The organism is Fodinibius salipaludis (assembly GCF_002287075.1).
GTDB lineage: Bacteria > Bacteroidota > Rhodothermia > Balneolales > Balneolaceae > Fodinibius > Fodinibius salipaludis.
The window spans coordinates 180,453-206,610 of the sequence record NZ_NSKE01000007.1; the positions used below are offsets into that span (position 1 = coordinate 180,453).

Genomic DNA, 26,158 nt, shown 5'->3' on the forward strand with positions numbered 1-26,158 from the left:
CATGTATACGATCTATACCACAAAGCTACTCAAAGAAGGATACGCAAAAGAGCACGGAAGAGACCTGAAAAGATTACTCCTTTTAGTATTTTTTGTCATAATTGGATTTCAAAATTTATTTGCACAATCTCCATTTGATGTAGACTACAGTGGATATGTCAAAGAGCTCGGACAGATCAGTGCTAATAATGATTTTAGCACTGTCCACTACGATAATATCCTCCACCACCGCATCGAAAGTGATTGGACGTTATCTGAACATTTCGAATTCCGGGCCGACCTTCGCACGCGACTCCTCAACGGCTATACCGTAAATAATACGCCCGCACTTGAACAATTCTATCAACAAGACTCTAACTATTTTGATCTCTCCTGGGTTTGGTTTGGAACCGATCATTCCCTGATGCATTCTACCATAGACCGAGTCCATCTCAGCTATATAAACGGGCCATGGGAAGCCCATGCCGGCCGCCAGCGTATCAATTGGTCACGAACACTGGTATGGAGTCCTAATGACCTGTTTAACAATTACGCCTACCTCGATTTCGATTATGAAGAACGTCCCGGCGTAGACGCCCTTACAGCTCAATATAATTGGAGCTATGCATCCAGTGCCGAACTCAGCTATCAAATTGCGGATAGTTTTGACCGCTCGGTAATCGCTGGTATGGTACGGGTGAGCACGGGCAATTATGATCTGCAATTTATTGGCGGACATTACCGGGATTATGCCGTAATCGGTGGCGGATGGGCCGGTTACGTCAGAGATGCTGGATTTAAAGGCGAAATCTCCTACTTTCATCCCGAAGATGATTTTTTCGATCAAACAGGACATTTTACAGCTACCGCCGGAACTGATTATATGCTTTCGAATGGTTTATATCTCCAGGGGGAACTGCTTTATAACGGAGGATATAACCAGGGCAGAGATCCACTGAATACCCTGGTACAACCGCCATCAGCAGATAATCTATTCATCGCCAAATCAGGATTGTTTATCAACGCTTCGTATCAAATCCATCCTCTTGTCAGCGGAAATATCGGCTTTATGAGCAGTTTTGATCGATCTGTTTTTATTGCCATCCCCCAGCTTTCCATATCTATAACTGAGGATGCTGACTTGCTTCTGTTATCCCAGCTCTTGAAGGGAGCGACTTTTCGGGATGCCGTTGAAACCCCCAACCTCTTTTTCTTTCGGTTGAAGTGGTCATATTAACAACTTTCAAAAACACTACTATTTGTACTCATCACTGTACACTGTAATACGGTTTCCGTACCTTCAAACTGCTAAATTCTAACTCCATTTATTTTAGTATATGATTGTCATTCCTGCGATAGATCTTCTTGACGGCAATGTAGTTCGCCTGCACAAAGGCGACTATGATGAAGCCACAATCTACAATCACAATCCTGTTGAAGAAGCCCAAAAATTCAAAGAGGCCGGCTTTAATCATATCCATATCGTTGATCTGAATGGTGCTAAGGAAGGAAAGTTTGTAAACCTCAAACATGTTAAACAGATCATCGATTCTCTTGATATCTCTGTACAAACCGGGGGTGGCATTCGCAGTTTCGAAGATGCCCAGATGTTATTAGATCAAGGATTATCCAATATAATATGCAGCTCAATGGCTGTTAAAAGTCCCGGAGAATGGCTTAAGGTACTTGATAAATATGGTGACCGCGCTATTCTGGGGATGGATCTAAAAAATGGGAAAGTTGCTTATGGCGGGTGGCTGGAAACGCTCGACAAATCACTGGAGGATTTCCTTGCCCCTATGATTGATCGTGGGCTTTCCACCGTCTTGTGTACCGACACATCCAAAGACGGTACGCTCGAAGGACCTAACGTGAACCTTTACAAAGAACTTTCAGAACAATTTCCGGACCTTAATTTTATCGCCTCGGGTGGCGTTTCGGATGCCGATGACTTAAAAACCCTCCAAGATCAAAACCAATACGGAGTAGTCGTAGGACGCGCTTATTATGAAGAAAAAATCTCTCTTGAGGAAATGCTAACCTACCATTCAGGGTAGCTTCGCTACCGACCAAAATCATCCTGCACGCGCACAATATCATCTTCATCAGAAGGATTTTCCGGATCGGTGTGCTGCCAAATTTCTGCAAGAATAGCCCAATCATCTAATCCTACTAAGCGATGACGTTCCCCCTGCTTTAATGTAATAAACTCTTCCGGCTGTAAGGTTTCAACTTCTCCTTGTTCATCAGTGTCACTGGTAATAACGCCCACCGGACCTTCAACCACTTTCCAAATTTCGGCCCGGCGATGATGATACTGCCATGATAGACGCTTACCAGGCTGAACAACTAATATTTTGGGACTTAATTTTCCGGCAACTTTCAGATCATCAATATCAATATCACCAAAATAATGCTTGGCAAAATCGGCAGCTTGCTCCTCATCAATCACAAAAAAACCGCCCCAGGGTCGCTGCCCATCCTGGTCAATAATGGTAAAGCCTAACTCCTGAACTTCTTGTTTCGTCCTTTTAAACAACTGCTCCTTCGTTCCGTTAAAACCCATTGAAAGTCTTTTTTATTACTGTAAATGATATTTTTTTAAAGACATAAAGGTACAAATATTCGTGTATCTGCCCTAAAATTTAAGAGACGTGCTTTTACTAGACCAAATAAAAAAGCCGCGGCAAATACCGCGGCTCATTAAATTTATTGTGAGTAAAATCAGTCTTCCCGTTCACAATCAATTTTGGGTTCTTTTTGACAAGGATCTACTGCAGTAGCACCACATTGCGGACATTCAGTTGGTTTAGGCATATTATCCTCTTTTTGTTAGTTAACCTTCATTTAACTATACAAACATTGGAGATAATATGATCCTTAGAATCGAAATTTATATTCGGTCTAAGTTAAATAAGACTATCTATTTTTAGCAGATTTTATAAGAAGTGATTTCTAACCTATTACCATAAGATTTTCTATATTTCGAGTCTAATCAAATTATTGATTTGTATTATACCAGCCTATGCTTGCAAAACGAATTATTCCCTGTCTCGACATTAAAGACGGCAGAACAGTGAAGGGTGTTAACTTCGAAGGACTGCGCGATGCCGGCGATCCCGTAGAACTGGCACGCCGATACTCTAACGAGGGAGCCGACGAGCTTGTCTTCTTGGATATTACTGCTACCAAAGAAAAACGAAAAACGCTGGTTGATCTCGTCAGTAAGATCGCACTCGAAATTGATATCCCCTTTACCGTTGGTGGTGGTATTGGCAGTACCGATCAGATAGCCGAAATTTTACATGCCGGAGCCGACAAAGTTTCGCTCAACAGTGCCATTGTACGCAATCCAAACCTTATAAACGAAGCGGCAGCCCAATTCGGATCGCAGTGCATTGTTGCCGCCGTTGATGCCAAGCGAATCGACAACCAGTGGGTTGTTTTTATTTCGGGCGGATCCAAAAACACTGGAAAAGATGCGCTTGAATGGATTCAGGAAGTTGAGGAGCGCGGGGCGGGCGAAATTCTTCTTACCAGCATGGATCAGGATGGTACCAAAGAAGGCTTCGACTTGGAACTGCTCCAAAAAGTCAACGAGTTCACGACTATTCCCATTATAGCCAGCGGCGGTGCAGGCTCCAAAAAGCACTGCATTGATGCCATCCAAAAAGGAAATGCCGATGCAGTTTTAGCCGCCAGCATTTTTCACTTCCAAGAAATTGCAATCAGCGATTTAAAACAGGAATTGGAAACTGCTGAAATACCTGTTCGTAAAACAAATTAATTGACCTACTACCAGATTTTCTATTATGATTGATATTAACGCTCTCGACTTTGAAAAAGGCAACGGACTTATCCCAGCCATCATTCAGGATGCCGACTCATTTCAGGTATTAATGCTGGGCTATATGAACAAAGAAGCCCTGCAAAAAACGCTGGATGAAGAGCGCGTTACTTTTTTTAGTCGCAGCAAGCAACGCTTGTGGACCAAAGGAGAAACCTCTGGTAATTACCTTGATGTGGTTGACCTACAAAAGGATTGCGATGATGACACCTTATTGATCTTAACTAAACCGCACGGCCCCACCTGTCACACCGGTGAGCAATCCTGTTTTTACCGAAAGGATTTTAAGCCACAAAAAAACCTGAATTTTCTTAATAATTTGGAAGAGCTTATCATCAGTCGAAAAGAACAGATGCCGGAAGGTTCTTATACTACCTCTCTTTTTGAGGATGGAATCGATAAAATTGCCCAGAAAGTAGGCGAAGAAGCTGTAGAAACGGTTATTGAAGCCAAAAATGAAGATCACAACTTAGTTGACGAAGTATCCGATCTGATTTATCACCTATTGGTATTGTTAGTTGCTAAAGGTGTGCCGTTACAAACAATAGTCCAAAATCTTGAAGAGCGTCACGGTAAGTAAGAAGTAAATAATAGCCCGAGCGGACGCTCAAACTATTGCCGTTTTAGTCTTCTTTATAAACTCTTTAGTGCCTGATGATTTATCTTCAGGGTATGGTCGATTCATTTAAAAAAGGACGGGATGTCATCCTGAACTTGTTTCAGGATTTTAAATTATTCATCGGATAGCAAAACCAACCAGCCATCCGATGAAATAAAAAAATCACTTAACGCCTAACACCTCTTTTGACATGTGCATAGAAACCAGCATGTGCGGCACATCAACGACCTCGGCAATTTTCAAATCTCCAGCCAAAGAAGCCAAGGCATACGCATCATTACGATCCATATCGTGCTCGGTTTCCAGATAATCAATCATATAGCGGGTCGCTTTCTTTGCCGCTTCGTCGATAGTTTCTCCGTAACCGGTAACGGCATAATAATCATCGGTTTCGTACTGCGGCTCCTGGATTTCGTGACCGTCCTTAATCACTTCCACTTCATATACAATCCGCATAGGAGCTTCAATAGCCGTCCCACAAACCTCACCGTGACCCTGCGCAGCATGTGCATCGCCTATTGAAAACAGTGCTCCCTCTACCTGCACAGGAAAGTAGACCGTAGTGCCTTCCGTCATATTGGGATCATCCATATTACCGCCATTAGCTCGGGGTGGTACCGTTGAAAGTTCTTCTTCGGTATCCGGTGCTACGCCCATCACACCCGGGAATGGTTTGAGCGGTATATTGATATCCTCAGAAAAGGCAGCAGTATTCGAATTTTCATCAAACTCAAAGGTCTTAATCCACGGCTCATCAAACTCATCAGACAGGAACCCGAATCCCGGGATAATTCCCGTCCATCCCCAACTGCCCAATTCAATTTTGTGGAGCTTCACTTTCAAGATATCCCCGGGCTCAGCATTTTCAACATAAACCGGTCCCGTAAGTGGGTGAATAGGATCAAAACTCAGATTTTTAATATCCTCTACCGTCGATTTATGGTTCAACTGTTTATCGGATGCTTCCTCGGTATTCACCTCAATGACCGATCCCGATTCTACTCGAATTAACGGTTCAATCGTACTGCTCCAATAACTATGTGTCTGGTCAGCCGAAAGCGTATAGCCGGGCTCGGGAACTGAAGTTAATTCCTCATTTTCTTCTGCATTCTGCTCACACCCCAACAGGATGAACAAAATTGTCAATCCGAATAAAACTGCTACTTTTTTCATACCTGTATCCCCTTTTGTTTTGATTAAGAAATAATCATTGTTTTTACTTTCTTACCGCAACTTTATACAGCCAAATGATAAAGAATACACCGGCCAGTGCTCCGAGCCAATCGGCATAGGGAGCAAATGATTCCGGAACTAATCGGAGAGCATCTGTACTTTCCTGGATGGCAAACGGAATGGCTAACACTATACCAATCAAGGCTTCACCAGTAATAAGACCCGATGAAAATAGAAGTCCCTTGCGTTCGGCATTCGTTTTTGCTTCTTCAGGATCGGCCCCTTCATTTTTTGCACGATTTACAACTTTTCGTCCCACATACCATGCAAGTACTCCTCCAATAAAAATTGGTACCGTTAATTCCAGAGGCAGATAGATGCCTACTGCTACTGCCAGCACCGGAGTGCGAAATTCGAAATCTTTAGCCTCTAATACTTTATCCAAAATGATAATAGCTACGGCAATCACTGCACCGATCCAGATCATGTTCCACTCCAGGTTACGGGCAAATACGCCTTCGGCCACCGACTGCATCAGCGTTGCCTGCGGAGCACTCAACATTTCGGACGAACTCATTCCCTCCCGCGGTAGCACGCCACCCAATCCGTAAGCATTAAATAGCAAACTTAGAATGGGAGCAATAACCAGCGCGGCCGAAACGACTCCTACAATCTGCATAATTTGCTGCTTGTAGGGCGTTGCTCCCACCAGCTGACCTGCTTTTAAATCTTGCATATTATCACCGGCAATAGCCGCTGCACAGGCAACCATCGCTCCCACTACAATGGCTGCAGCTGCCGCCGCCTGGGCGCGTTCGGTATCAACAGAAAAGTCGATCTGCGTCCCCAGCAGTGCTAATAAAATCAGGGAAGTTGCTAATATCGTTGCAATTGTTACTCCTGATATGGGATTATTGGAGGATCCCACAAGACCGGCCATATATCCGGCTACTGAGGCAAACAGAAAACCGGCCACCAGAGAAAATACAGCTCCAATACTCATTGTTGTCCAATAGAGTCCACTGCTCACCGGCAGGTGAGCCATATCAATAACCTGCGTAAAAACAATAAAAATCGGAATACCTAAACCCAATATTCCCCATAAGACATAATTGATAGGCATATCCCGTTCGGTACGCGGGATGTCTGCACTATTGCCCGATCGTGCTTTCTGAACTGCTTCCCAAGACGAAACGATACCATCCTTAAGCGGCTTGGCCAATGATATCAGTGCCCATATGCCACCGACAACCATGGCTCCAACCCCCATGTAGCGAATTTTCTGACTCCACACTTCAAGAGCTGCATCATAGCCGCTCATATTTCCGACCACTTGAGACAATTCAGCCGGATCGGTAAAAGCCATATACAACGGAATGCCAAACAGCCACGAAATAAGGCCACCGGCAAACACAAGTACTGCAATATTTAATCCTACTATATAACCGACCCCAAGCAGGGCAACCGACAACTCTGTTCCCATTCCAAAAATGGATCTGCCTGTTGTGACAGAACCGCTTACCGATCCCGAAAAAATCTTTAACCCCGTTTGCCCTAATTTATACAGAGCAGCAGCAATACCGGCCAGACCAATATATTTGATACCCTTTCCACCTTCGGTTCCGGCTTTTAGTACCTCACCGGTAGCAACTCCTTCCGGAAATTTTAGCTTTTTTTCTATGATTAATGCGCGGCGTAACGGAATGGTAAACAGCACTCCGAGCACCCCGCCAAACATCGCAATAGCCATGGTATCGAGGAAAGGGAAGTCTGACCAATAACGGAGTAAAATCAAAGCGGGAAGCGTAAAGATAACCCCTGCGGCCAACGATTCTCCCGCCGAAGCGGCGGTCTGAACAATATTATTTTCCAGTATATTTGACTCCTTAAAAAGTCGCAATACCGCCATCGAAATTACGGCCGCCGGAATAGAGGCGGAGACAGTCATCCCTACTTTTAATCCCAGATAGGCATTGGCCCCGGCTAAAATGGCCGACAATAAAATTCCCAGAATTACAGCTTTAAATGTTATTTGCGGATAATCGTCCTCCGCTCGAACATACGGCACAAATTGCTTGGTTTCGTCACTCAAAATATTCCCCGTTGCTTTAGATTGATTCGCTTCAAATTAAAAGAACTAAAGAAGAAAGCAAGTCGCAGATTATCATCTTAAATTGTATCCCATGCTTTGTTAACTAACGGTGTTTTTGTACTTTTAGCAGCAAATTTTAGGTAAAAAAGACTTTTTATGAAAATCACTATCGACCATCTTGATGACCTGCACATGGAAGCCCAAAATGATGAGGGAGGGCTTATTAGAATGGACGGCACCACCGAAATTGGCGGACTTGAAGGCGGATTTAGTCCCATGCAGCTTCTGCTGGCAGGTGTTGGCGGATGCAGTGCCATCGATATTATTGGTATCCTTAAAAAGCAGAAGCAAGATTTGCAAGATCTAAAAGTAGAAGTTGACGGAGACCGCCAAAGCAAAGGCACCTATTCGGAGTTCACTACCATCCACATCAATTATATTTTTACAGGCGATTTAGATGAAAAGAAGGTAGAACGTGCTATCAACCTTTCGCTCGATAAATATTGCTCGGTAACAAAAACGCTGGAAAAAACCTCCAAAATCACCCACAGTTACGAAATAAAATCCAACTGATATTGTGAGTAACAAAAAGTCAGAAACGAAAGCCATACGCACGCAAACAAAACGCACGGAAGAACACGAACACTCCACTCCATTGTTTATGACCTCGAGTTTTGTGTTCGACTCGGCCGAACACGCACGCGCCCTTTTTGCCAAAGAAGTAGAAGGGAATGTGTACAGCCGCTATTCTAATCCAAATACCAACGAGTTTGAAGAAAAAATGTGTCGGCTTGAAGGGGCTGATGCGGGCATTGCCACCGCTTCGGGGATGTCTGCTATATTCTCAAGTTTGGCGGGGCTGCTGGAGCAAGGCGATCATATTTTGGCTTGTCGCTCGCTTTTTGGATCATCCCATCAGATTCTAAATAACATCTTACCCAAGTGGGGTATTGATTATTCTTATGGGGATATTGACAAGCCGGAACAATGGGAATCCCTTATTAAGGATAAAACTAAAGTATTATTTTTGGAGACGCCCTCGAACCCGGGACTCGATCTCATCGACCTCGAATGGGCCGGAGAACTCGCTGATTCTCACAATTTAATTATGATTGTGGATAATTGTTTTGCCACTCCATACCTCCAGAAGCCTATGGAATACGGCGCAGATATTGTGTTGCATTCGGCTACGAAATTTATCGACGGACAGGGACGCGGCATTGGCGGCGTGATCGTTGGCAAAGAAAACTATATCGATGAAATCAGTACTTTCACGCGTCACTCGGGACCCGCAATGTCTCCTTTTAATGCGTGGATGTTCTCTAAAAGCCTGGAAACCCTTCCGGCACGCATGGATCGTCATTGCCAAAATGCACTATCCTTAGCCCAATTCTTAGAAGAACAACAAAATACAGCATGGGTTAAATATCCATTTCTTAAAAGTCATCCGCAGTACGAGCTGGCAAAAAAACAGATGCGTCAAGGCGGTGGAGTAGTTGCTTTTAATATCACTGGCGGATACGAAGCGGCTACCGAATTCCTTGATAAATTGGAAATGTTATCACTGTCGGCCAATCTGGGAGATTCCCGGACCATTGCCACGCATCCAGCCTCTACCACTCATTCAAAATTAACCAAAGAAGAACGAGAAACTGTAAACATTACGCCGGGTATGATACGAATCGCCGTGGGTCTTGAAGCCATTGAAGATATTCAAGCCGATATTGAACAAGCTTTAAATGGATAAAATTGTAGGTGTAACCAAAATATTTATGTAAATAGTTTACGGTTTCTATGCGTTTTCCACCAATTCTAAAGAAGCAGAGTTAACGCAATATCGTAATCCTGTGGGCCCAGGACCATCCGGAAAGACGTGACCAAGATGGGCATCACAGACATTACATAACACCTCAATACGCTGCATACCGTGGCTATAGTCTTCCTCGTATTTCACTACATTATTTTTTACCGGCTCTCCAAAACTGGGCCATCCGGATCCTGATTCAAACTTCTCGGTAGAATCAAATAATTCTGTTCCACAACAGACGCAAGCATACAAACCCGGTTTGTGACTTTCACAATATTCACCCGTTCCCGGTCGCTCCGTCCCATGTTTTCGCGTCACATAAAACTGTTCGTCAGTGAGCTGTTTCTTCCACTCTTTGTCAGACTTTTCAATTCTTTTCGGTGGTTCAGGATTCTCTTTTCCCGCATATTCATTTACCTGTTTCCAATCAATCATAGGCTTCCTCTTATTCCATTAAAAAGAAAAAGGCCAGAGATTTAATCTGACCTTGGTTATTGGGACAATTTCCAAGAATCGCCCCCTATTTCTTAAATTAAAAAAATACCGATGGAATCATATAAAATGATTCCATCAGCAAAAATAACGTTATGCGATTTTCTTGATTAAATCGGCGGTACGAGCAGAATATCCTGCTTCGTTATCGTACCAAGCAAGAATTTTAACAAGGTTACCATTTGCTTTGGTAAAGCCGCTATCATAAATACAGGAGTGAGGATCGCCTAAAATGTCGGTCGAGACCAACTCTTCTTCTGAGTAGCCCAATACCCCTTTCATAACACCATTGGCAGCATCCTTGAACGCCTGATCAACCTCTTCCACCGTAACATCTTTACTAAGTGTAGCAGTCAGATCAGTAAGTGATCCATCTGGTACCGGAACGCGAATAGCACTTCCGTCCAGTTTTCCTTCCATTTCCGGTAATACAAGCTCAACCGCTTGTGCAGCTCCCGTAGTGGTTGGAACCAGGTTTTGAGCTGCCGTACGTCCACGACGAGGATCCTTATGCGGACCATCCAGAATATTTTGGCTGCCTGTATAAGCGTGGGTCGTCGTCATAAATCCTTTTTCAAGACCAAAAGCGTCATTCAACACTTTCACCATGGGAGCCAGACAGTTGGTCGTACAACTTGCGTTGGAATAGATCTGTGCACTGTCATCAATTATTTCTTCATTAACGCCCAACACAACAGTTTTTACATCACCGTCTCCTTTAGCGGGAGCTGAGATAATCACCTTTTCAGCACCGGCTTCGAGGTGTTTGGAAGCAGCTTCCTTTGTTCGAAATAAACCGGTTGATTCAACAATAATATCAGCTCCGCGTTCACCCCATTTTAAATCTGCAGGATCTTTTTCGGATGAAATTCCAATTTCCATTCCATCAATCGTAATACTGTTATCAGTATAACTTACATCACCCTGATAAGTACCGTGTACCGAATCACGTTTAAAGAGGTAGGCAAGCGTCTCCGCATCCATTAAATCATTTACGCCAACAATATTAATGTCGTCTTTGTGATACGCCATAATAGATCGGGTAACCAATCTTCCAATGCGTCCAAAACCATTAATTCCAATATTAATTTTACTCATAAATTGTAACCTTTTTAGTTACTTCGTTAAAGTTCTCACGATATAAAACCGCGTGTTATTTTCTTTCAGCTAAAAATAAGAGTTCAAACGCTCTTTTGTAAACAATTCCTGAATTAATTTGCCGCTAATCTTCATCCAAATCAATATCTTCCGGGATTTCTTCTTCATCAATCAGATCATCAAAATCATCCGTATCCAGAACATCATCCTCTTCATCATCCAAATCAGATTGTTCTTTCCGAACAGCATCAGCCTTTGCCCCGGCTCGCCGTAATTGACTCGCAATTCCAGCATTATCGTTATCCAGAGCAAGTGACAAGGCGGAATGACCATCTTTATCTTTTACTTTTATCTTTGCCTTGTTTGCCAACAAATAACTGACAATATCAGAATGACCTTCTCTGGCAGCAAGCATTAAGGGAGTTACCCCCCATCTCTGCTCCGCATTGACATTAGCACCATTTTCAACCAACACTTTAACGACCTCTAACTCTCCTTCCCGAGAAGCGGCAATCAGAGCTACATCGTTGGCCTTCGCACCGTGGTCGAGCAGCTTCCGGATAATATTAACATGTCCATTTTCGGCCGCCCGGCTGATAGCGGTGCCTCCCATAGCCGTTGCAGCATTGGCATCAGCACCCTCATCCAACAGAAAGTCAACAACATCTTTGTGATTATTTTCAGCTGCCAGAATTAGAGCCGTCAACCCATTTTTAGCAGTCTCATTGATATCATGATCCTCCTCACTAAACTTTTTTAATTGAGGCAAATCTCCTTTTTTGGCAGCATCCAACAGTGGTGATAACTCCATATCAACAATTCGTTTTTTATAGGATATAAATGAAAGTGATTATATGACAATTATCTGATTATTTGTCAATACAAATTTCCTTTTGGGATATTTTAATGAAGCATGCCATGACCAGTATAACCGTTCATAAAATCTTTCCCGCTCATTCTCTTTTTACCTTGCAGCTGCACTTTTTTCAATACAACAGCCCCGTCTTTACATCCCACAATAAGATCATCGTTATGCATTTGAAGGCGTCCCGGAGCCAAATCGTTGGAAAGTCCAACCTCTGACCGGTACATGTTAAATTTCAGATCATCGAGCATTGCCCAAGCTGTGGGAAACGGACTAAGACCACGTATTTTATTATGAACCCGTTCAGCTGTTTCACTAAAATCGATTTTACAATCCTCGGTAAATAATTTAGGGGCCGGGGTCGCTTTATCGTGATCCTGTTGCTGCAGCTCATACGAGTCCTGTTCAATCTGATCGACGGCATCTATCAACAATTTACTGCCCATCTTTTTAAGACGCTTGTACAGATCACCGGTCGTTTCATTGGGACCAATATCTGTTTCCCGCTGCTCAATAATATTCCCGGTATCAACTTTTTCATCCAGAAAGAAAACCGTACACCCTGTCTTTTCTTCTCCATTCATAATAGCCCAATGGATAGGAGCAGCCCCCCGATACTTGGGGAGTAGCGAGGCATGAAGATTGATAGATCCTTTCTCAGGCAGGTCCAAAATCTCCGGCGGCAAAATTCGAAAGGCAACAACAACGAACAGGTCAGCATTCAATGCCTTGAGCTTATCATAAAAATCGGAATCATCAAGTTCCTCAACCCCAATGACCGGTAAGTCTAATTCAAGCGCTTTCTTTTTAACAGCTGTCGGCGATGGTTTCGCACGTCGACCGCGCCGTTTATCAACATTACTTACAACCGATACAATTTCATGATCAGACTGGTGCAGTTTCTCCAGGCTGGGAATGGCAAAATCCGGAGATCCCATGAATACAATACGCATAAGAACCTCTTACTTGGTCTCTTGCTTTTTGGGAACGATAGGGTAATCTATTTCGGTACGTCCTTTGGCAATATCTTTGAGCTTAGAACTCAACAATTTGCGCTTAAACATAGACAGGTAATCCAAAAACAAAATGCCGTCGAGATGATCGGTTTCATGCTGTATCACTCTTGACAGCCAGCCGCCTATTTCCAACTCCTGCTCATTAAAATCCCGGTCCAGGTAATGTACTACAATTTTTTCGGGACGAGTTACTGATGCGTTAACGCCCGGAATACTCAGACAGCCTTCCTCCATGTCAACCTTTTCTTCACTTTCAAAGGTAATTTCGGGATTGATAAGTACCAAGGGACCATATTTACTCCCTCCCTCTTCTTCTGTCAGGGGACCGGCATCAGCTACAAAAATTCGAAGCAGCTCCCCTATTTGCGGGGCAGCAAGTCCGACTCCATCAGAATTATACATGGTGTCGAACATATCGTCGATAAGCTGCTGAATTTCGGGGGTTTTTTCTTTGACGGGTTCTGCTTCTTTGTGAAGCACCTCATCATCATATGTAACGATCGGTAATACGGACATTATCTGCTTTTACAAGTTCAATATATTTCTGAAGGATTATAGCGGCAGCGGCTTGGTTAACGCGATCAGATTCACGGCGTTTCATTTTGGGAACTCCTGCTTCAACCATTGCCCGAACAGCCTCTTTCGTAGTATACCGCTCATCAATTTTAGCGACTTCGATATCGGGAAATCTTGCCTCAAGTTTAGCCAGAAATTCCTCTACCATCTTGATGGCTCTCCCCTCTTCGCCTTCGGGAGTAAGGGGCCAGCCTACTACAATTTTCTCGACGTTTTCATTTTCTACCTGCTCTTCAAGCGCTTCAAAAACGTCGTCAACATAGTAGGTTCCGATAGGATTGGCTACTGTTTTTAATAAGTCGGTACGGGCTAAACCAATCCATTTTGTTCCTACATCGATACCGATTATTCTTCCATATTCTGCCACGGCTAATCTTCCATTTCTTCTACTTCCTCTTCATCAAGAGGTTGCTTTAAAAATTCTTTTAACAATTTACTGGGTTTAAAATGAGTTTTGCGATGAGCCGGCACATAAATCTCTTCATTTGTGCGCGGATTTCTTGCTTTCGGCTTCGCCTTGGTCTTCTTCACTTCAAAAACACCAAAATCGCGTAATTCAATCCGACATGTAGGATCTGCGTCCATCATCGTTTCGCGCAATGCAACCAATACTGCATTTACCCATGGATCAGCCTGAACCATGGGTTCATCCATCTCCTCAGCAACACGTCTTATTATGTCTCTTTTTGTATAGGTTATCATAAATATAAATCTGTAAATGATCTTTTAACTCTGTATTTCAACACTATTCTTACAGTGTCCTGGGGTTGTAATAGTGAAAAGCCCTAACTTTTTATCTGGTTGATGATATTACTTTTATCCCAGAGATAAAAATAATCTTATTCGATAAGTAATAATGAAAACAACAACTTATTCGTACCTGAATACGCTTTTTACGCCTCCCACATTTTGTAATTTATTAACAATACGTCCCAGGTGATCAATGTCATCAACGTAGACCGTGAGAATTCCCTCAAACATACCACTGTCACTGTTTACGTTGATGCTCTTCATATTTGTCTCAAGCGATTTTGAAAGAATATCAGTAATATCATTAATCATACCCACGCGGTCTTCACCAATAACCTTAACAGCACCAAGGAATTTAGAATCAATATTTTTCGCCCAGGAGACATCCACTATACGTTCGCCGTCGGTTTGTATCAAGTGATGAATATTCTTACAGTTTGACCGATGTACTTTCACATCACCGGTTCGGCTAATAAATCCCATCACATCATCACCGGGAATGGGATTACAACAATTGGCATAGCTGTATTTAACGTTGGTAAGCTCACCATTTATAACCAGCGCTTTATCATCACTAATCGAACGCGCAGCATTGATATACGTTTCCTGAATTTCCTCTTCCGTTACGGGTGCCGGTTTATCTTCATCTTCTTTCTCATCAATACGCCCCTTACTGGTAAACTGCTTAACAACATCATAAAGCTCATTAACATCAAAACTGCCTTTACCAATATCGTAAAACAGATCCTGGGTGGAATCGAATTTTAGCTTTTGAGCTATGCGGGTAAGGTCTTGCTCCGAAATTTCAATATTTCCACGCTTAGCTCGTTTCTCCCAGATCTCTCGTCCCTCATCAGCCGTCTGACGTTCTTTTTGCTTGATGTACTGCCGAATGCGCGACTTGGCCTTGTGAGTAACGACATCGTTAATCCAGTCGGGATTAAGATTTATTTTATTTCCCGTAATAATCTCTACCTGATCACCGATATCCAATTTTTGGCGAAGCGGTGCCATTTTACCATTTATTTTTGCAGCAATAGCTCGTTCCCCAATCTCGCTGTGGATATCAAAAGCAAAATCGATAGGTGTTGCCCCCTGTGGAAGCGTCCGCAGTTCACCATCGGGGGTGAATACGTAAATTTCATCCTGATACAGGTTAAGCTGAAAATCTTTAACAAATTCGGTAGCCGCATCGGGACGTGGGTTATCCAGCACATCGCGTACCCAGTGGACAAATTTTTCCAGCGTTTCGGAGCCCCCCTCTTTGCCTTCCTTATACTTCCAGTGTGCAGCCACCCCTTTTTCAGCGATATCATCCATGTGCCGTGTACGTATTTGCACCTCCACCTTGCGTCCCTTCTTCGTAATTACCGTCGTATGCAGCGACTGATATCCATTGGCTTTGGGAACTGAAATAAAATCGCGAAACCGCTTGGGAATAGGCGTATACCAATCCGTAATAATCGAATATACCCGCCAGCAGTCTTCTTTTGTATGGGGTTCTTCAAGGATGATGCGAATAGCAAAAAGGTCGTAAATCTCTTCGAACGGCTTTTGCTGACGCTGCATTTTTCGAAAAATCGAATAAATATGCTTGGGGCGCCCCTTCATCTCAAACGTAAAACCCTGCTTGTCCAATTCCTCATCAATAGGGTCCATAAACTCCTCAATAAAAGCCTCACGAGCCTCTTTCTTTTCCCGAAGTTTGCGGGCAATAAATTTATAGGAATTGGGGTCAATCACTTTAAAACAGAGGTCTTCCAACTCGCTTTTGATATTGAAAAGCCCAAACCGATGAGCCAATGGGGCATACAGCTCCATGGTCTCGGTCGCCTTTTGCATCTGCTTTTCGCGCGGCAGGTGCTGTATCGTACGCATATTATGCAGGCGATCGGCAAACTTTATCAACACCACGCGGATATCTTCTGCCATCGACAGAAGCATCTTCATAAAGGTTTCGGCCTGTTTGGTGTTGCGACTCTTAAATACGCCCGAAATTTTGGTTACCCCGTCAATGAGATGTGAAACCGTATCGCCAAATTTTTCTTTTATATCATCGAGCGTAACCTCTGTATCTTCGACCGTATCATGGAGTAGCGAAGCAACTACTGAAACGTCATCAATATTAATTTCTGATGCCACAATTTTAGCCACGGCCACCGGATGATAATAGTAGGGTTCACCGGAGGCACGCTCAATACCCTCGTGCGACACATAGCAGAGCTTAAATGCACGTGAAACAAGGTTCTCGTCAACCTCTTCCAGGTTTTTACGGCATACTCTCAACAGCTCATCAAGATCCTCTTGCTGAGGGGGATCCAGAACATAGCCGTCCAGATCGATATCGTATGTCGTTTTTGTATCTGCCATATGGTTACATGAAGAAATATTGAAGCATTTTCATTGATAGCAAAACAAGACAAAGCCTCTTTACATTCAAAAAAGGAACTGTAAGCTTATTTAGCAATCGCTAAAATGATTTAAAGTAAAAAAGCGGACGCCTTAATAACGTCCGCCTTTTGTACCAAGTTATATCTTTTAGAATGACAGTGAAACTCCAAAAATAAGCCGTCCGTTGCTGGTACTTACAGAATTCTCTAATTCATCAAAACTTTCGGCTGATTGAAAACGATATTCTACAAAAGGTTTTAAAGCAGGAACTGGACTCACTTCTGCTCCCACAAAACCATTCCAGAAAACGCTACTTTCGGATCCCTCCTCAAATGCACCCTCCGGATTTTGCAAATCAGTAGTTGTTGAACCAAGCCCTGTACCTACATATGGCGACAACAAACCTAATGGGATTCCACCTACAGCAGCTAAACCATAATCATAATTTTCAATTTGTCCGTATGTTGCCTGGTTTTCTCCTACATAATTATCTTCACTGAAGTAGCTGAAATGGCCTCGAAGTTTAAAATTTACCACTGGAATCTTATTCAAAATTTCCCGTTCAAGACGAACACCAAAACCATTCTGGGGATCCTCATCTCTTATTTCATAGGAAGCGCCTAAGCTCCACTGGGCTGACGCCTTTTCGGGGATCATACTAAACATCAACGCAAAAGTAGCAAGTACAGCTAATATTCTTTTAACCTTCATAATCGTTTCCTCTTACTTATTATTGATTCTAACTTTTGTGTCATGGACTTAGAGTAAGATAGTAAAAAACTTTATGCAAATAAGAGTTTTGGAATATTTTTAAAAGATAGATTTATGAGCCTGAATTAGTACAATATTAAAAAAGCTATAAGTCCACAGATAACCATCTACTATTTATTAAATAATAAAATTCTTGATTCGTTCTGCATAATGTCGACTAACTTTAACCTCGGTGTTATCAAATAATGTAGCCGTAAAGCCCCCATAACCGTCCGGCTCTAAATTTTTCAAAGCTGAAAATGCAATAGCGTGCGACCGATGCACCCGGACAAAGTGCTCCGGATCAACTCTTGCCATTAGCTTACCCAATCCGATGCCACAAAATACGGTCTCATCTTCAAGATGAATGCGCGCATAGTCCCCTTCCGCCTCAATCCAGAGAATATCATCTACGAAAACCGGGACAATACGATCACGACTGCGGACAAACAGCTGCTTTGGATAATCTTCTTGCTCTTTAACCTGCTGCAACAAAGCACGAATTCGTTTCTGTTGATTTTCATCACCCGCAATTTGACGAACCCGTTGCAAGGCTTCCAAAAATCGCTTCTGGGTATATGGTTTGAGCAGGTAATCAACCGCATTGATGTCAAAAGCCCGAATAGCATATTCATCATAAGCAGTCGAAAAAACAATATGAGGAAGGGTATCAAGCTGATCCACTAAATCAAAACCCGACATCTGTGGCATCTGTATATCCAAGAAGAGCAAATCGGTCTGATTTTCTTCCAAGAATGTGAGTGCTTTTCGGGGATTCCCAAATGATCCTGAAACTGATATCCAATCCACATCTTCGAGGTACTCTGCCACCACCTCTCGAGCCGGAGGTTCATCATCTACAATAACTGCCTGATACGTTTTCATGAATGCTGTCCCCCCAACGGTATTTTAAACCACACTTTTGTACCATGTGGATTCAGAGATTTAAACTGTAATTTCGATTGGTGGCCATATCGTTTTTGCAAATGTTCGTCGGTATTTCGAACGCCGATACCATCCGAGGATCTTATCTCCTCGGGATCATCCAATCCCCGACCGGTATCTTCTACCGAAATCATCATTTCTTTACCATCATGACTAATACTGATGTTTACCTCCCCACCCTCCTCGGTGGGAGCAATCCCATGTTTTACCGCATTTTCAACAATAGGCTGTATAATCATCGGCGGAATTTCTACATTCGACAAATCCTCATCTAATGCAATTGAATATTTCAGGCGATCACCATAACGATGTTTTTCGAGCTCCAGATACTGCCTCACAAAATCCAGCTCTTCGGATAATGCCACGCGATCTTTTTCAAAACTTCGGATAGAATAGCGCAGCATATCCGAAAGTCCGGTAATCATATCACGCGTTTGGTCCACATCTTTCGAGACCATTGCGTTAATGCTGTTAAGTGTATTAAATAAAAAGTGAGGATTTAGCTGTGCTTTTAAATTGGCAATCTGCTGCCGGTTGGAAAGTTCACGTAGCTCTGCAGCCTGTTGCTCCCGCAGCCGCAGCTTTTTCATGGAATCCATGATGTGGATTACCGAAAACGTAATGGCATATTCAAAGTAGGCAGAAGACATAATCCACACCTTTTCCTCCAAAAAGCCACTGCCTTCCAGAAACTCTAACCCGAATAACAGGTCAAAAATCCATAAATAGCTATAAAACCATCCCACTGTAAAAACTAATCCGGTAAATACATGAATCATCAGCTTAACCCAACCGCTAACTTCATATAATTCACGGATTATAAGATACCAGCTTCCAAATAGCAGCAGCACTTTAATGGAGGTACTTAATGTAGAGCTTAGGAAAGCGGCCAACAAAGGTACCTCCTCTACATTGGATATAATTGCGGTATAAAACAGTAGATATAAGAATGCTACAAACAGAGCCAGGCCAACGCCACGTGTCGATAACTGTGGTTTTTCTAATCGCAATTCCAAGCTATCAAAATCCGTACTCATGGTCGGCTGTATTTAGGAAAAAATTAGTGGTAGTATCATCGTAACACCGTGCACTATGGCCGGAGCCAAAAATGAGCCGCCTTTTTCGTGAATCACGCCAAAGCTGATTCCGGCGACAAAGGTCCAGAATCCCCATGCCCACTCCATTGGGTTCTCTCCCGGACTAATCACATGGATGAGTCCAAAAAATGCCGAAGTTATAATGAGTCCCCATCCGAATCGAAAATTCAGAAAGTTAAACCGTTTTTCAAAAGCAAAATTCAGTCTTGGCTGCATATAACCTCTAAAAAAGAACTCTTCCATAAATCCTATAAACACAAGTGCAATTACAACATTGGATACCGGAGGATACAGAGCATAGAAAAGTCCAACCAGAAACAGCCCAACCGCAAAAACCCATCCTGATATGCGAGCATCACTGCTCGAAAACCCTTTTTCTTCGACTACCTTGTTTTCCTTAAAGAACCAGAGCAATACCAATATGGCTACCAGATAAAAAGAAGCTATGATTCCGGCCCCACCCCAGTCCGTAAATCCAAAGCCAAACATCTCGGCAATGGGGAAAGCAAAAGTGGCGGGAAACATAATGCCAAGGGCTTTTGCGCCTAAAATAACCGACTTTTAAATCTTTTTTTTCCTCGAAAACCAGCTTGTCTTCCCGTTTCGATCCCGCCCGACCATGCCAATAAACGAGCAGTACAGCCGGTAATACCATATATATTATGGCACTCAAGATTGACCGACCTAAAAAGGTCTGCTGCCAAGATTCAAATCCCGGTATCAACTCTGTTATCCACATAAGCCCAATAATACTGATATACGCCAGTATTACCTCGCTAATGGCCAATATCTTATTGCGATATCTTAACCGTACTCCTTCCGTTAAGGGTGAGAGACTCATCTTATCCATATCGCTACTGGGATTTTTCTTTTAATTCGGGAATCAACACATTTTCAACCCACGGATAACCGGGTTTAACTTTAAGCGCCTTTTCGTATGCTTGCCGAGCCTCTTCGTATTTCTCGGCTTGTACGTATCCCTGTCCAAGCCATGCATAAACTTCAGCCTCACCCCACCGGGGAGCATATCTATTTGGCGTCTGCCAGTCTTCAAATAACTCAGCTGCCCGCTTAAAACCTTCAATCGCCCCTTCAGTACTTCCACCAAACATCGAAGGCTTATATAGTTTCCCAATGGCATCAAGCATCACTACCCGGGGATTTTCGGGAGCCAGTTCCTTGGCCTTACCCATGGCATTATCTGATTTAGGACCGTATTTCATCCCAGAAAAGAATCCACTGGCTTTCATCCCATAGCAACTTCCCAGCATGGCGTAGCCCTCAGCAAACTTCGGATCCATCTCCACAGCTTTCTCAAACATTATCGTAGCTTCGTCGAGATATTCTTCTTGCTGATCTTCATTGATTTTAGGAAAGGAATTTTGCAGCCGATAGTTGCTGTAACCACGATAATAATAGGCGAATTTTTTTATCTCAGGATCACCTGTTTGAATCAATGTTTTTAGCTTTGTATTCACCCCAATTAACCTTTCAGGCTGGAGAGAATCCACCGCTGTTTCAATAGATTGGCGAATCTCATCAAATTGAGTAGAATCCTGCGCCGATACCTGTTGCGACATAGGGATCAGCAACAACCAGAAAAATAACGTTATTAAATATTTCATTTTGTTGGTGATTTAGAGTTCAAGATTAATGGTGACACCGGCGTAAACAAACCGGCTATAATCGCTATAAATAGGTCTGCGTTGTGAATAATCGTTGTTATAAGTGTAATCTGTTACGTTCTTTCGGTCGAGTACATTTGAAACGGAAGTATAAAATATGACCGACCAGTTCTGCTTCGGAACCCAGTAATAGCTCAAATTCAAATCCAGGCGATGAAAATGTGGCAACCGCTGCGAGTGTACGGATCCCTCTACCGGTAGATAGTATCCTCCGGAAGCCGGTTCGGCACTTATGACAGGTGTAAAAGGACGTCCCGTAGAATACCGGTAGGTAAACCCGCCGGTTAACATATCAACCAGACGAGCTTTGGCAACCACATTTAGATTATGTGTGATATCAAAAGCCGAAGGAGCATATTCATAGTCAATGCTTCCGGATTTTTGGCGGGGATGCAATCGCTTGGATCGCAGAAAGCTGTACGAAATCCATCCATTGAAAGGCGTACGCATAAAATCAGAATACTTGAAAAAGAAGTCAGCCCCATACGCTTCACCATACCCGGTATTACTGAGGTTTTGCTGTTCATCCTCAATAATTAAATCATCATACGACTTATAATAGCCTTCCATTCGGACATGAAATAGACTTTTTTTGAATTCATATCCAGCTATGTAGTGCCAAGCTTGCTGAACGCCCAGATTTCTATTGCCTGTTGCAGAATTATATTGAAAAGGTTCGGCATACTGATGGTAGCGTCCGCTGGCCAGACGAATGTTGCTGTGATTTGCTACCTGATACTGCAATGATATTCGTGGATCAATCGTCCATTCCTTAGCATGATTCTCATAATCCATACGTACGCCCAAGCGGAGCTTCCATTGAGGAAGCAACTGATATTCCGACTCCAGATATCCTCCTAACCGCTTGGTAAAGTATTGTTCATCGATCGTATAAAAATCTGCAGTGGGATCTAAAATATCTTCGTCGCCAGGTAACTGGCCCGTAAATTCGTTACCAAAGCGCCCCCATTCCATACCGGCATACCATATCATATTTTCAAATCCAGAGAACTCCAGGTCTGAGCGTAGTTTGTATGCTCGGTCTGCTTCATTCAGGTCGAGGCCGCCCAGCTGCCGGTCGTTCTGGTAGCGATTTACCGAAGCGCTGGTTTTCACAAGCCAATTGCTCCAAAGCTGTTTCCACTGCAAATTATGGAGACGATTTTGCTCCTTACTCCGATAAGTTGCATCGAACGACGGCTGGGGCACTGGAACGCCAACCCGACTACTATTTACATAATTAAAGAACTTGATGGTAGTCCCCTGGTATGGCTTGGCAATAATACTGAAATTCCCATCGGCGCCCATTGGTGCTTGCTCAAAGTCATCGGCCAAGCCATTAACTTTAAACATAAACTGAGATAAGCTTCGATTCCCCGAAAATCGGACCCCCAGCTTATCCGGCACAATCGGAACGGCGCCCCCGGCCGACAGCGCCGCCATGCCAATATTCGCATCGAACTGGTTGGCATCGGGCATTCCCTTCGATTCCATCGCCAGCACTGCCGACATCGCATTACCATATTTAGCTGAAAATCCGCCGGTCGAAAAATAGGTTCCCGAAACCAAGAAAGGCGGAATCGTTCCAAACACTCCGCCAGTCGGCCTCTCATATTTATAAGGATGTATAACCGGAGCCTGATCCAGCACAAATGAAACCTCACTCACATCACCGCCACGGACAAATAAACCCGATCCCTCATCCATATTAGAGACCCCAGGAAAAGTCTGTAATGATCGAAAAATATCTGCGGCGGCGCCCGGTGTTGTGACCACTTCAGTTGGAGACAGGGTAACCCCTTCAGTATCACCAGTGGTAAAAGCATCGGCCGTTACTGTTGTCTCATCCAGTTTAGCCTGCTTCCGCTGTAACTGAAAATTGATTTCAACTGTTTTCGCGGCCTCTACATTTACTTCCTCTTTAGCAGGAGCATACCCAACCATTGAAACAACGATAACAACGGAACCCGAAGAAGGCATCTCTATTTGAAATCGTCCCTCTCGGTTGGACACATCTCCATTCGAAGTTCCCTCAACCATAACATGAGCCAAGTGCAACGGCTTGCCCTTTTCATTAAGGACAATGCCTTTGATCACCGTTTGTCCCCTTTGCTGCGCCTGCATGGGAATAACGGCTGCAATAACAACTATTCCACAAATGATAAACGAAACTGCTCTTTTAATATGACATTGCAAATGAGTCATCGGACGCTATTCTTACTTTTTACTTTAATGTGACTCCAAAAAGTAAAAGACTGCATCCTATTTTAATGACTATTTTCGATGAGTTGCAGTATTAGTCGATAACTGACAAATGCGGCAGGCCTGTGATGTATCCGTCCGCTGAAATCAGTTTTTTTTAGATTTATAAACAAGACCTTTTATCTGCTTAAAATCAGATAATATCAAACCAGATGAGACAATATCTCTGAATGCCGAGTATTATTTTATAAGAGTCATTTTCTGCAATTTAAAGGTTCCCTCAACTTTTTTGTGCCTTGGGATTCGCCAACACTTAATCTTTTCTGGGAGGTTATTACAATTTGAATGGTATTTCCCTCTTTCAGTGTCTTTTTACGGTCCGGATAATTTTTCAAAACCAATCAGCACTAACCGTTAATTCTTGTTCAACAGCAATCGGAGATGTTGCAGACGCATATCCAAGTATTTCTTCTGATTTTATGGTAAGTTCCTTATTTGCTTCCCTATCAAGATCAGCAGAAATAACTACTGCTTTTACCAACACCGTCCCGGGAGCTAAATCCTCTGGTGTGGCAGAAGGAGTTCTATACTCTTCGGCTGTATTTTCTTCAATAGTATCCTCTTGTGCTGTAAATGTTGGTCTTTCTGGAGTAGAAATACTATCACTGTAAACAGATATAGACTGTGGTTTGAATCTTTCGACAACAGATACCATCCGAGTGCCAACAGAAATAGACTGAACCGATTATTGCCATTTTGGAATAGTTCAAAATCCCCTGATTACTGTGGTTAAATAATCCAAATTGCTGTGATTATGTGGAGTCAATAAAACAATAATATTGTAATACTACTGAAATCAGAAAAACTTAAAATGCGTGCTGGGTATGGACATTCCAAAAACAGAATTGTATCTTTAGACATAATTTTAATTCCCACCTTAGAATTGAGATCCAAGATAGAACTATCTTACGATACATTTCTTTGACGATCCTACCCTAAGGTGTATAAAACACAATACTTAGTATACATGACACAACAAGGTAAAGTTAAATGGTTCGATGTTGAAAAAGGATATGGATTTATCGAACCTGAGGACGGAACGAAAGATGTTTTCGTCCACCGCAATAACGTAGAAAATTTGGACTATAATCAAGGTCTTGAAGACGGAGAAAATGTAGAATTCGACGTTGAAGAAACCGACAAAGGCTTGAGTGCTATCGAAGTACGCAGCCTTGATTATAAGTAAGTTTTAGCCAATATTTTTTGGTATATTAGAGCCCGCTTTTTAGCGGGCTTTTTTATTGGCTTAAAGAAAACAAATTGAAAATCCTTTCTATTTTCTGTGCTCTTATTGCTGATGATATCATGGAAACAATAACCCCCATTTCGAGTTTAAGATAGACGACACGGTATCTATATTTTCTGAAATTACTTTTGATAGTACGATCTAATAATCATTGAGACATCGACGCAACCGAAATTCTTTGTTATAACGAACTATGCATCAATCCCCAATTCAACTTTTTAAGAAATACCTTCGCAAGAAGGATATCAGCCCTCAGGAATTTTCTCAAATATCGGGCATGCCTGAAACAGAAGTCCACGGTATTATGGAGGGCGACTTGCCTATAACAAACCTTCGGGCTCATCATTTAGCTGTAACTTTCGATACGGATGTGGAAGTATGGTTTAAAGATAACGAGCAGAAAATAAAAGAGGATGGGGTGAATCAGAGCCCCAAACAGCCGTCTCTCGTTGGTAGTGACTGATTCTCTTTCTGGCGTCATCTCGACCCAACCTACCCCCACACAAGGCTACGGTTGGCAGGCGCAAGGGAGAGAACCTTGTTATTATCCCGAACAACACAAAACACAGATTCCTCACTTCACGATGTTCCGTTCGAAATGACAACATTGGTGAGCTTTCTTGACTCGTAATCCAAATACCACAATCCTAACCTGTCATCTCGACCGCCAGGGAGAGATCCTTGTTTTTGAAGTAGAAAAGATAAATTTCTCGCTTTCGCTACGCTTCATTCGAAATGACGTAATTATTCCAATTCTCTTTAAGGTGTCATCCCGAGCGTAGCCGAGGGATCTATCATACCTCACAAAGTAATCTACTGCCACAATAGATTCCTTTTTTATACTCTTACTTATAAAGTACATCTGCCACTACTCATTTAAACAATGTATCATATTTATATTTTATCCAGTTTATCCCGAGTACTTTATGTTGGGGTCACAGGAAATTTGTACAAACGCATTCAAGAACACAAAAAAGCCAATAATCCCAAATCATTTACAGCAAAATACAATGTGAATCGATTGGTTTATTTTGAAGATTTTAAAGGTATTCAAAAAGCTATCAAGCGAGAAAAACAGCTCAAACGTTGGCGACGAGAAAAGAAGGTCACATTAATTGAATCTATTAATCCGGGGTGGAAAGATTTATCTAAAGAGCTGTATTTTGATAGAAGTAATTAAATTGAAAGCTATAGAAGAACATCATCTCTCCCATAATCTCGACTATTTGGGAGAGAGTAGAGAGAACTATCAGAGCATCTTATTATTAAGCATGATAGATTTCTCGACTGCGCAATGAACACCACATTACTTCCCTCGAAATGACGTCATGGGGTTATTATATCACAGGTGGCGTCATCTCGACCGGAATCTGCCGACAGGTAGATGGAGCGGAGAGATCTACAGAAGCTTACCCGTGTTAGATAGTGTGATGGATTTTTCCGCTCCCTACTGGTCGGTCGAAAATAA

General features: G+C 42.7%; 26 protein-coding genes and 1 pseudogene. 9 read left to right on the plus strand and 18 right to left on the minus strand.

The genetic code is table 11. From position 1 onward, the window contains the following. Position 1 precedes the first annotated feature (1 nt). Positions 2-1,216 carry a hypothetical protein gene (locus CK503_RS11000; RefSeq protein ID WP_095606863.1) on the plus strand — a complete coding sequence of 405 codons (1,215 nt, stop codon included), beginning with the start codon at positions 2-4 and terminating at the stop codon, positions 1,214-1,216. A gap of 100 nt (positions 1,217-1,316) precedes the next feature. After that, positions 1,317-2,036, plus strand: coding sequence for a 1-(5-phosphoribosyl)-5-[(5-phosphoribosylamino)methylideneamino]imidazole-4-carboxamide isomerase (hisA, locus tag CK503_RS11005; protein ID WP_095606864.1), 720 nt, complete (start codon positions 1,317-1,319; stop codon positions 2,034-2,036). Between the two features lie 5 nt (positions 2,037-2,041). Here hisA and CK503_RS11010 read toward each other — a convergent pair whose 3' ends face one another. Next, entirely contained in the window at positions 2,042-2,545 is a 504-nt protein-coding gene (locus CK503_RS11010) for a cupin domain-containing protein (protein WP_095606865.1), read from the minus strand. Positions 2,546-3,004: 459 nt separating this feature from the next. On the opposite strand from CK503_RS11010, the gene hisF reads away from it, so the two are divergent. Then, positions 3,005-3,766 carry an imidazole glycerol phosphate synthase subunit HisF gene (gene hisF, locus CK503_RS11015; protein WP_095606866.1) on the plus strand — a complete coding sequence of 254 codons (762 nt, stop codon included), beginning with the start codon at positions 3,005-3,007 and terminating at the stop codon, positions 3,764-3,766. Between the two features lie 25 nt (positions 3,767-3,791). Continuing rightward, entirely contained in the window at positions 3,792-4,406 is a 615-nt protein-coding gene (gene hisIE, locus CK503_RS11020; RefSeq protein ID WP_095606867.1) for a bifunctional phosphoribosyl-AMP cyclohydrolase/phosphoribosyl-ATP diphosphatase HisIE, read from the plus strand. A gap of 201 nt (positions 4,407-4,607) precedes the next feature. Here hisIE and CK503_RS11025 read toward each other — a convergent pair whose 3' ends face one another. Both CK503_RS11025 and CK503_RS11030 read right to left on the minus strand, forming a co-directional pair. Continuing rightward, the gene (locus CK503_RS11025; RefSeq protein WP_095606868.1) at positions 4,608-5,618 is read right to left on the minus strand and encodes an acetamidase/formamidase family protein; all 1,011 of its coding nucleotides are present in this window, start codon (positions 5,616-5,618) and stop codon (positions 4,608-4,610) included. A gap of 187 nt (positions 5,619-5,805) precedes the next feature. Continuing rightward, positions 5,806-7,686: pseudogene (locus CK503_RS11030) on the minus strand (OPT family oligopeptide transporter); the annotation flags it as partial. 180 nt (positions 7,687-7,866) lie between these two features. Between CK503_RS11030 and CK503_RS11035 the strand changes: the two are divergent. Both CK503_RS11035 and CK503_RS11040 read left to right on the plus strand, forming a co-directional pair. Further along, on the plus strand, positions 7,867-8,283 hold the full coding sequence (locus CK503_RS11035; protein ID WP_095606870.1) for an OsmC family protein: 417 nt from the start codon (positions 7,867-7,869) through the stop codon (positions 8,281-8,283). Positions 8,284-8,287: 4 nt separating this feature from the next. Further along, positions 8,288-9,457, plus strand: a complete 1,170-nt coding sequence (locus CK503_RS11040) for a trans-sulfuration enzyme family protein (protein ID WP_095606871.1) — start codon at positions 8,288-8,290, stop codon at positions 9,455-9,457. A gap of 45 nt (positions 9,458-9,502) precedes the next feature. Here CK503_RS11040 and msrB read toward each other — a convergent pair whose 3' ends face one another. The 15 genes from msrB to CK503_RS11115 form a co-directional block, all read right to left on the minus strand. Next, a complete protein-coding gene (msrB, locus tag CK503_RS11045) occupies positions 9,503-9,952 on the minus strand; it encodes a peptide-methionine (R)-S-oxide reductase MsrB (RefSeq protein WP_095606872.1) in 450 nt (149 codons plus the stop codon). 150 nt (positions 9,953-10,102) lie between these two features. Beyond that, positions 10,103-11,107 (minus strand): type I glyceraldehyde-3-phosphate dehydrogenase, encoded by a 1,005-nt coding sequence (gene gap / locus CK503_RS11050; RefSeq protein ID WP_095606873.1) that lies wholly within the window; start codon positions 11,105-11,107, stop codon positions 10,103-10,105. Positions 11,108-11,231: 124 nt separating this feature from the next. After that, positions 11,232-11,918 carry an ankyrin repeat domain-containing protein gene (locus CK503_RS11055; RefSeq protein WP_095606874.1) on the minus strand — a complete coding sequence of 229 codons (687 nt, stop codon included), beginning with the start codon at positions 11,916-11,918 and terminating at the stop codon, positions 11,232-11,234. 92 nt (positions 11,919-12,010) lie between these two features. Continuing rightward, positions 12,011-12,925 (minus strand): methionyl-tRNA formyltransferase, encoded by a 915-nt coding sequence (fmt, locus tag CK503_RS11060; RefSeq protein ID WP_095606875.1) that lies wholly within the window; start codon positions 12,923-12,925, stop codon positions 12,011-12,013. Positions 12,926-12,934: 9 nt separating this feature from the next. Continuing rightward, positions 12,935-13,504, minus strand: a complete 570-nt coding sequence (gene def / locus CK503_RS11065) for a peptide deformylase (RefSeq protein WP_095606876.1) — start codon at positions 13,502-13,504, stop codon at positions 12,935-12,937. Next, positions 13,476-13,931 (minus strand): Holliday junction resolvase RuvX, encoded by a 456-nt coding sequence (gene ruvX / locus CK503_RS11070; protein WP_095606877.1) that lies wholly within the window; start codon positions 13,929-13,931, stop codon positions 13,476-13,478. The genes def and ruvX overlap by 29 nt, the downstream gene beginning before the upstream one ends. Positions 13,932-13,933: 2 nt before the next feature. Then, complete coding sequence (locus CK503_RS11075; RefSeq protein ID WP_095606878.1) at positions 13,934-14,266, minus strand: HU family DNA-binding protein; 333 nt, start codon at positions 14,264-14,266, stop codon at positions 13,934-13,936. 168 nt (positions 14,267-14,434) lie between these two features. Next, positions 14,435-16,684, minus strand: a complete 2,250-nt coding sequence (locus tag CK503_RS11080) for a RelA/SpoT family protein (protein ID WP_095606879.1) — start codon at positions 16,682-16,684, stop codon at positions 14,435-14,437. 168 nt (positions 16,685-16,852) lie between these two features. Then, positions 16,853-17,416 carry an outer membrane beta-barrel protein gene (locus tag CK503_RS11085; protein WP_095606880.1) on the minus strand — a complete coding sequence of 188 codons (564 nt, stop codon included), beginning with the start codon at positions 17,414-17,416 and terminating at the stop codon, positions 16,853-16,855. A gap of 177 nt (positions 17,417-17,593) precedes the next feature. Then, positions 17,594-18,340 carry a LytR/AlgR family response regulator transcription factor gene (locus tag CK503_RS11090; protein ID WP_095606881.1) on the minus strand — a complete coding sequence of 249 codons (747 nt, stop codon included), beginning with the start codon at positions 18,338-18,340 and terminating at the stop codon, positions 17,594-17,596. Next, positions 18,337-19,437 carry a sensor histidine kinase gene (locus CK503_RS11095; protein WP_095606882.1) on the minus strand — a complete coding sequence of 367 codons (1,101 nt, stop codon included), beginning with the start codon at positions 19,435-19,437 and terminating at the stop codon, positions 18,337-18,339. Before CK503_RS11095 ends, CK503_RS11090 begins: the two co-directional genes overlap by 4 nt. A gap of 12 nt (positions 19,438-19,449) precedes the next feature. Continuing rightward, the gene (locus CK503_RS11100; RefSeq protein WP_095606883.1) at positions 19,450-20,022 is read right to left on the minus strand and encodes a CPBP family intramembrane glutamic endopeptidase; all 573 of its coding nucleotides are present in this window, start codon (positions 20,020-20,022) and stop codon (positions 19,450-19,452) included. Between the two features lie 329 nt (positions 20,023-20,351). Next, on the minus strand, positions 20,352-21,122 hold the full coding sequence (locus CK503_RS11105; protein WP_095606884.1) for a tetratricopeptide repeat protein: 771 nt from the start codon (positions 21,120-21,122) through the stop codon (positions 20,352-20,354). Between the two features lie 12 nt (positions 21,123-21,134). Further along, complete coding sequence (locus tag CK503_RS11110; RefSeq protein WP_095606885.1) at positions 21,135-23,387, minus strand: TonB-dependent receptor; 2,253 nt, start codon at positions 23,385-23,387, stop codon at positions 21,135-21,137. 388 nt (positions 23,388-23,775) lie between these two features. Beyond that, entirely contained in the window at positions 23,776-24,099 is a 324-nt protein-coding gene (locus tag CK503_RS11115; RefSeq protein WP_095606886.1) for a hypothetical protein, read from the minus strand. 312 nt (positions 24,100-24,411) lie between these two features. Between CK503_RS11115 and CK503_RS11120 the strand changes: the two genes are divergently transcribed. The 3 genes from CK503_RS11120 to CK503_RS11130 all read left to right on the plus strand — a co-directional run bounded on the left by CK503_RS11120 (position 24,412) and on the right by CK503_RS11130 (position 25,870). Continuing rightward, complete coding sequence (locus CK503_RS11120; protein WP_095606887.1) at positions 24,412-24,630, plus strand: cold-shock protein; 219 nt, start codon at positions 24,412-24,414, stop codon at positions 24,628-24,630. 253 nt (positions 24,631-24,883) lie between these two features. Further along, positions 24,884-25,153, plus strand: a complete 270-nt coding sequence (locus tag CK503_RS11125) for a hypothetical protein (protein ID WP_095606888.1) — start codon at positions 24,884-24,886, stop codon at positions 25,151-25,153. Between the two features lie 420 nt (positions 25,154-25,573). Then, complete coding sequence (locus CK503_RS11130) at positions 25,574-25,870, plus strand: GIY-YIG nuclease family protein (RefSeq protein ID WP_095606889.1); 297 nt, start codon at positions 25,574-25,576, stop codon at positions 25,868-25,870. Positions 25,871-26,158 lie beyond the last annotated feature (288 nt).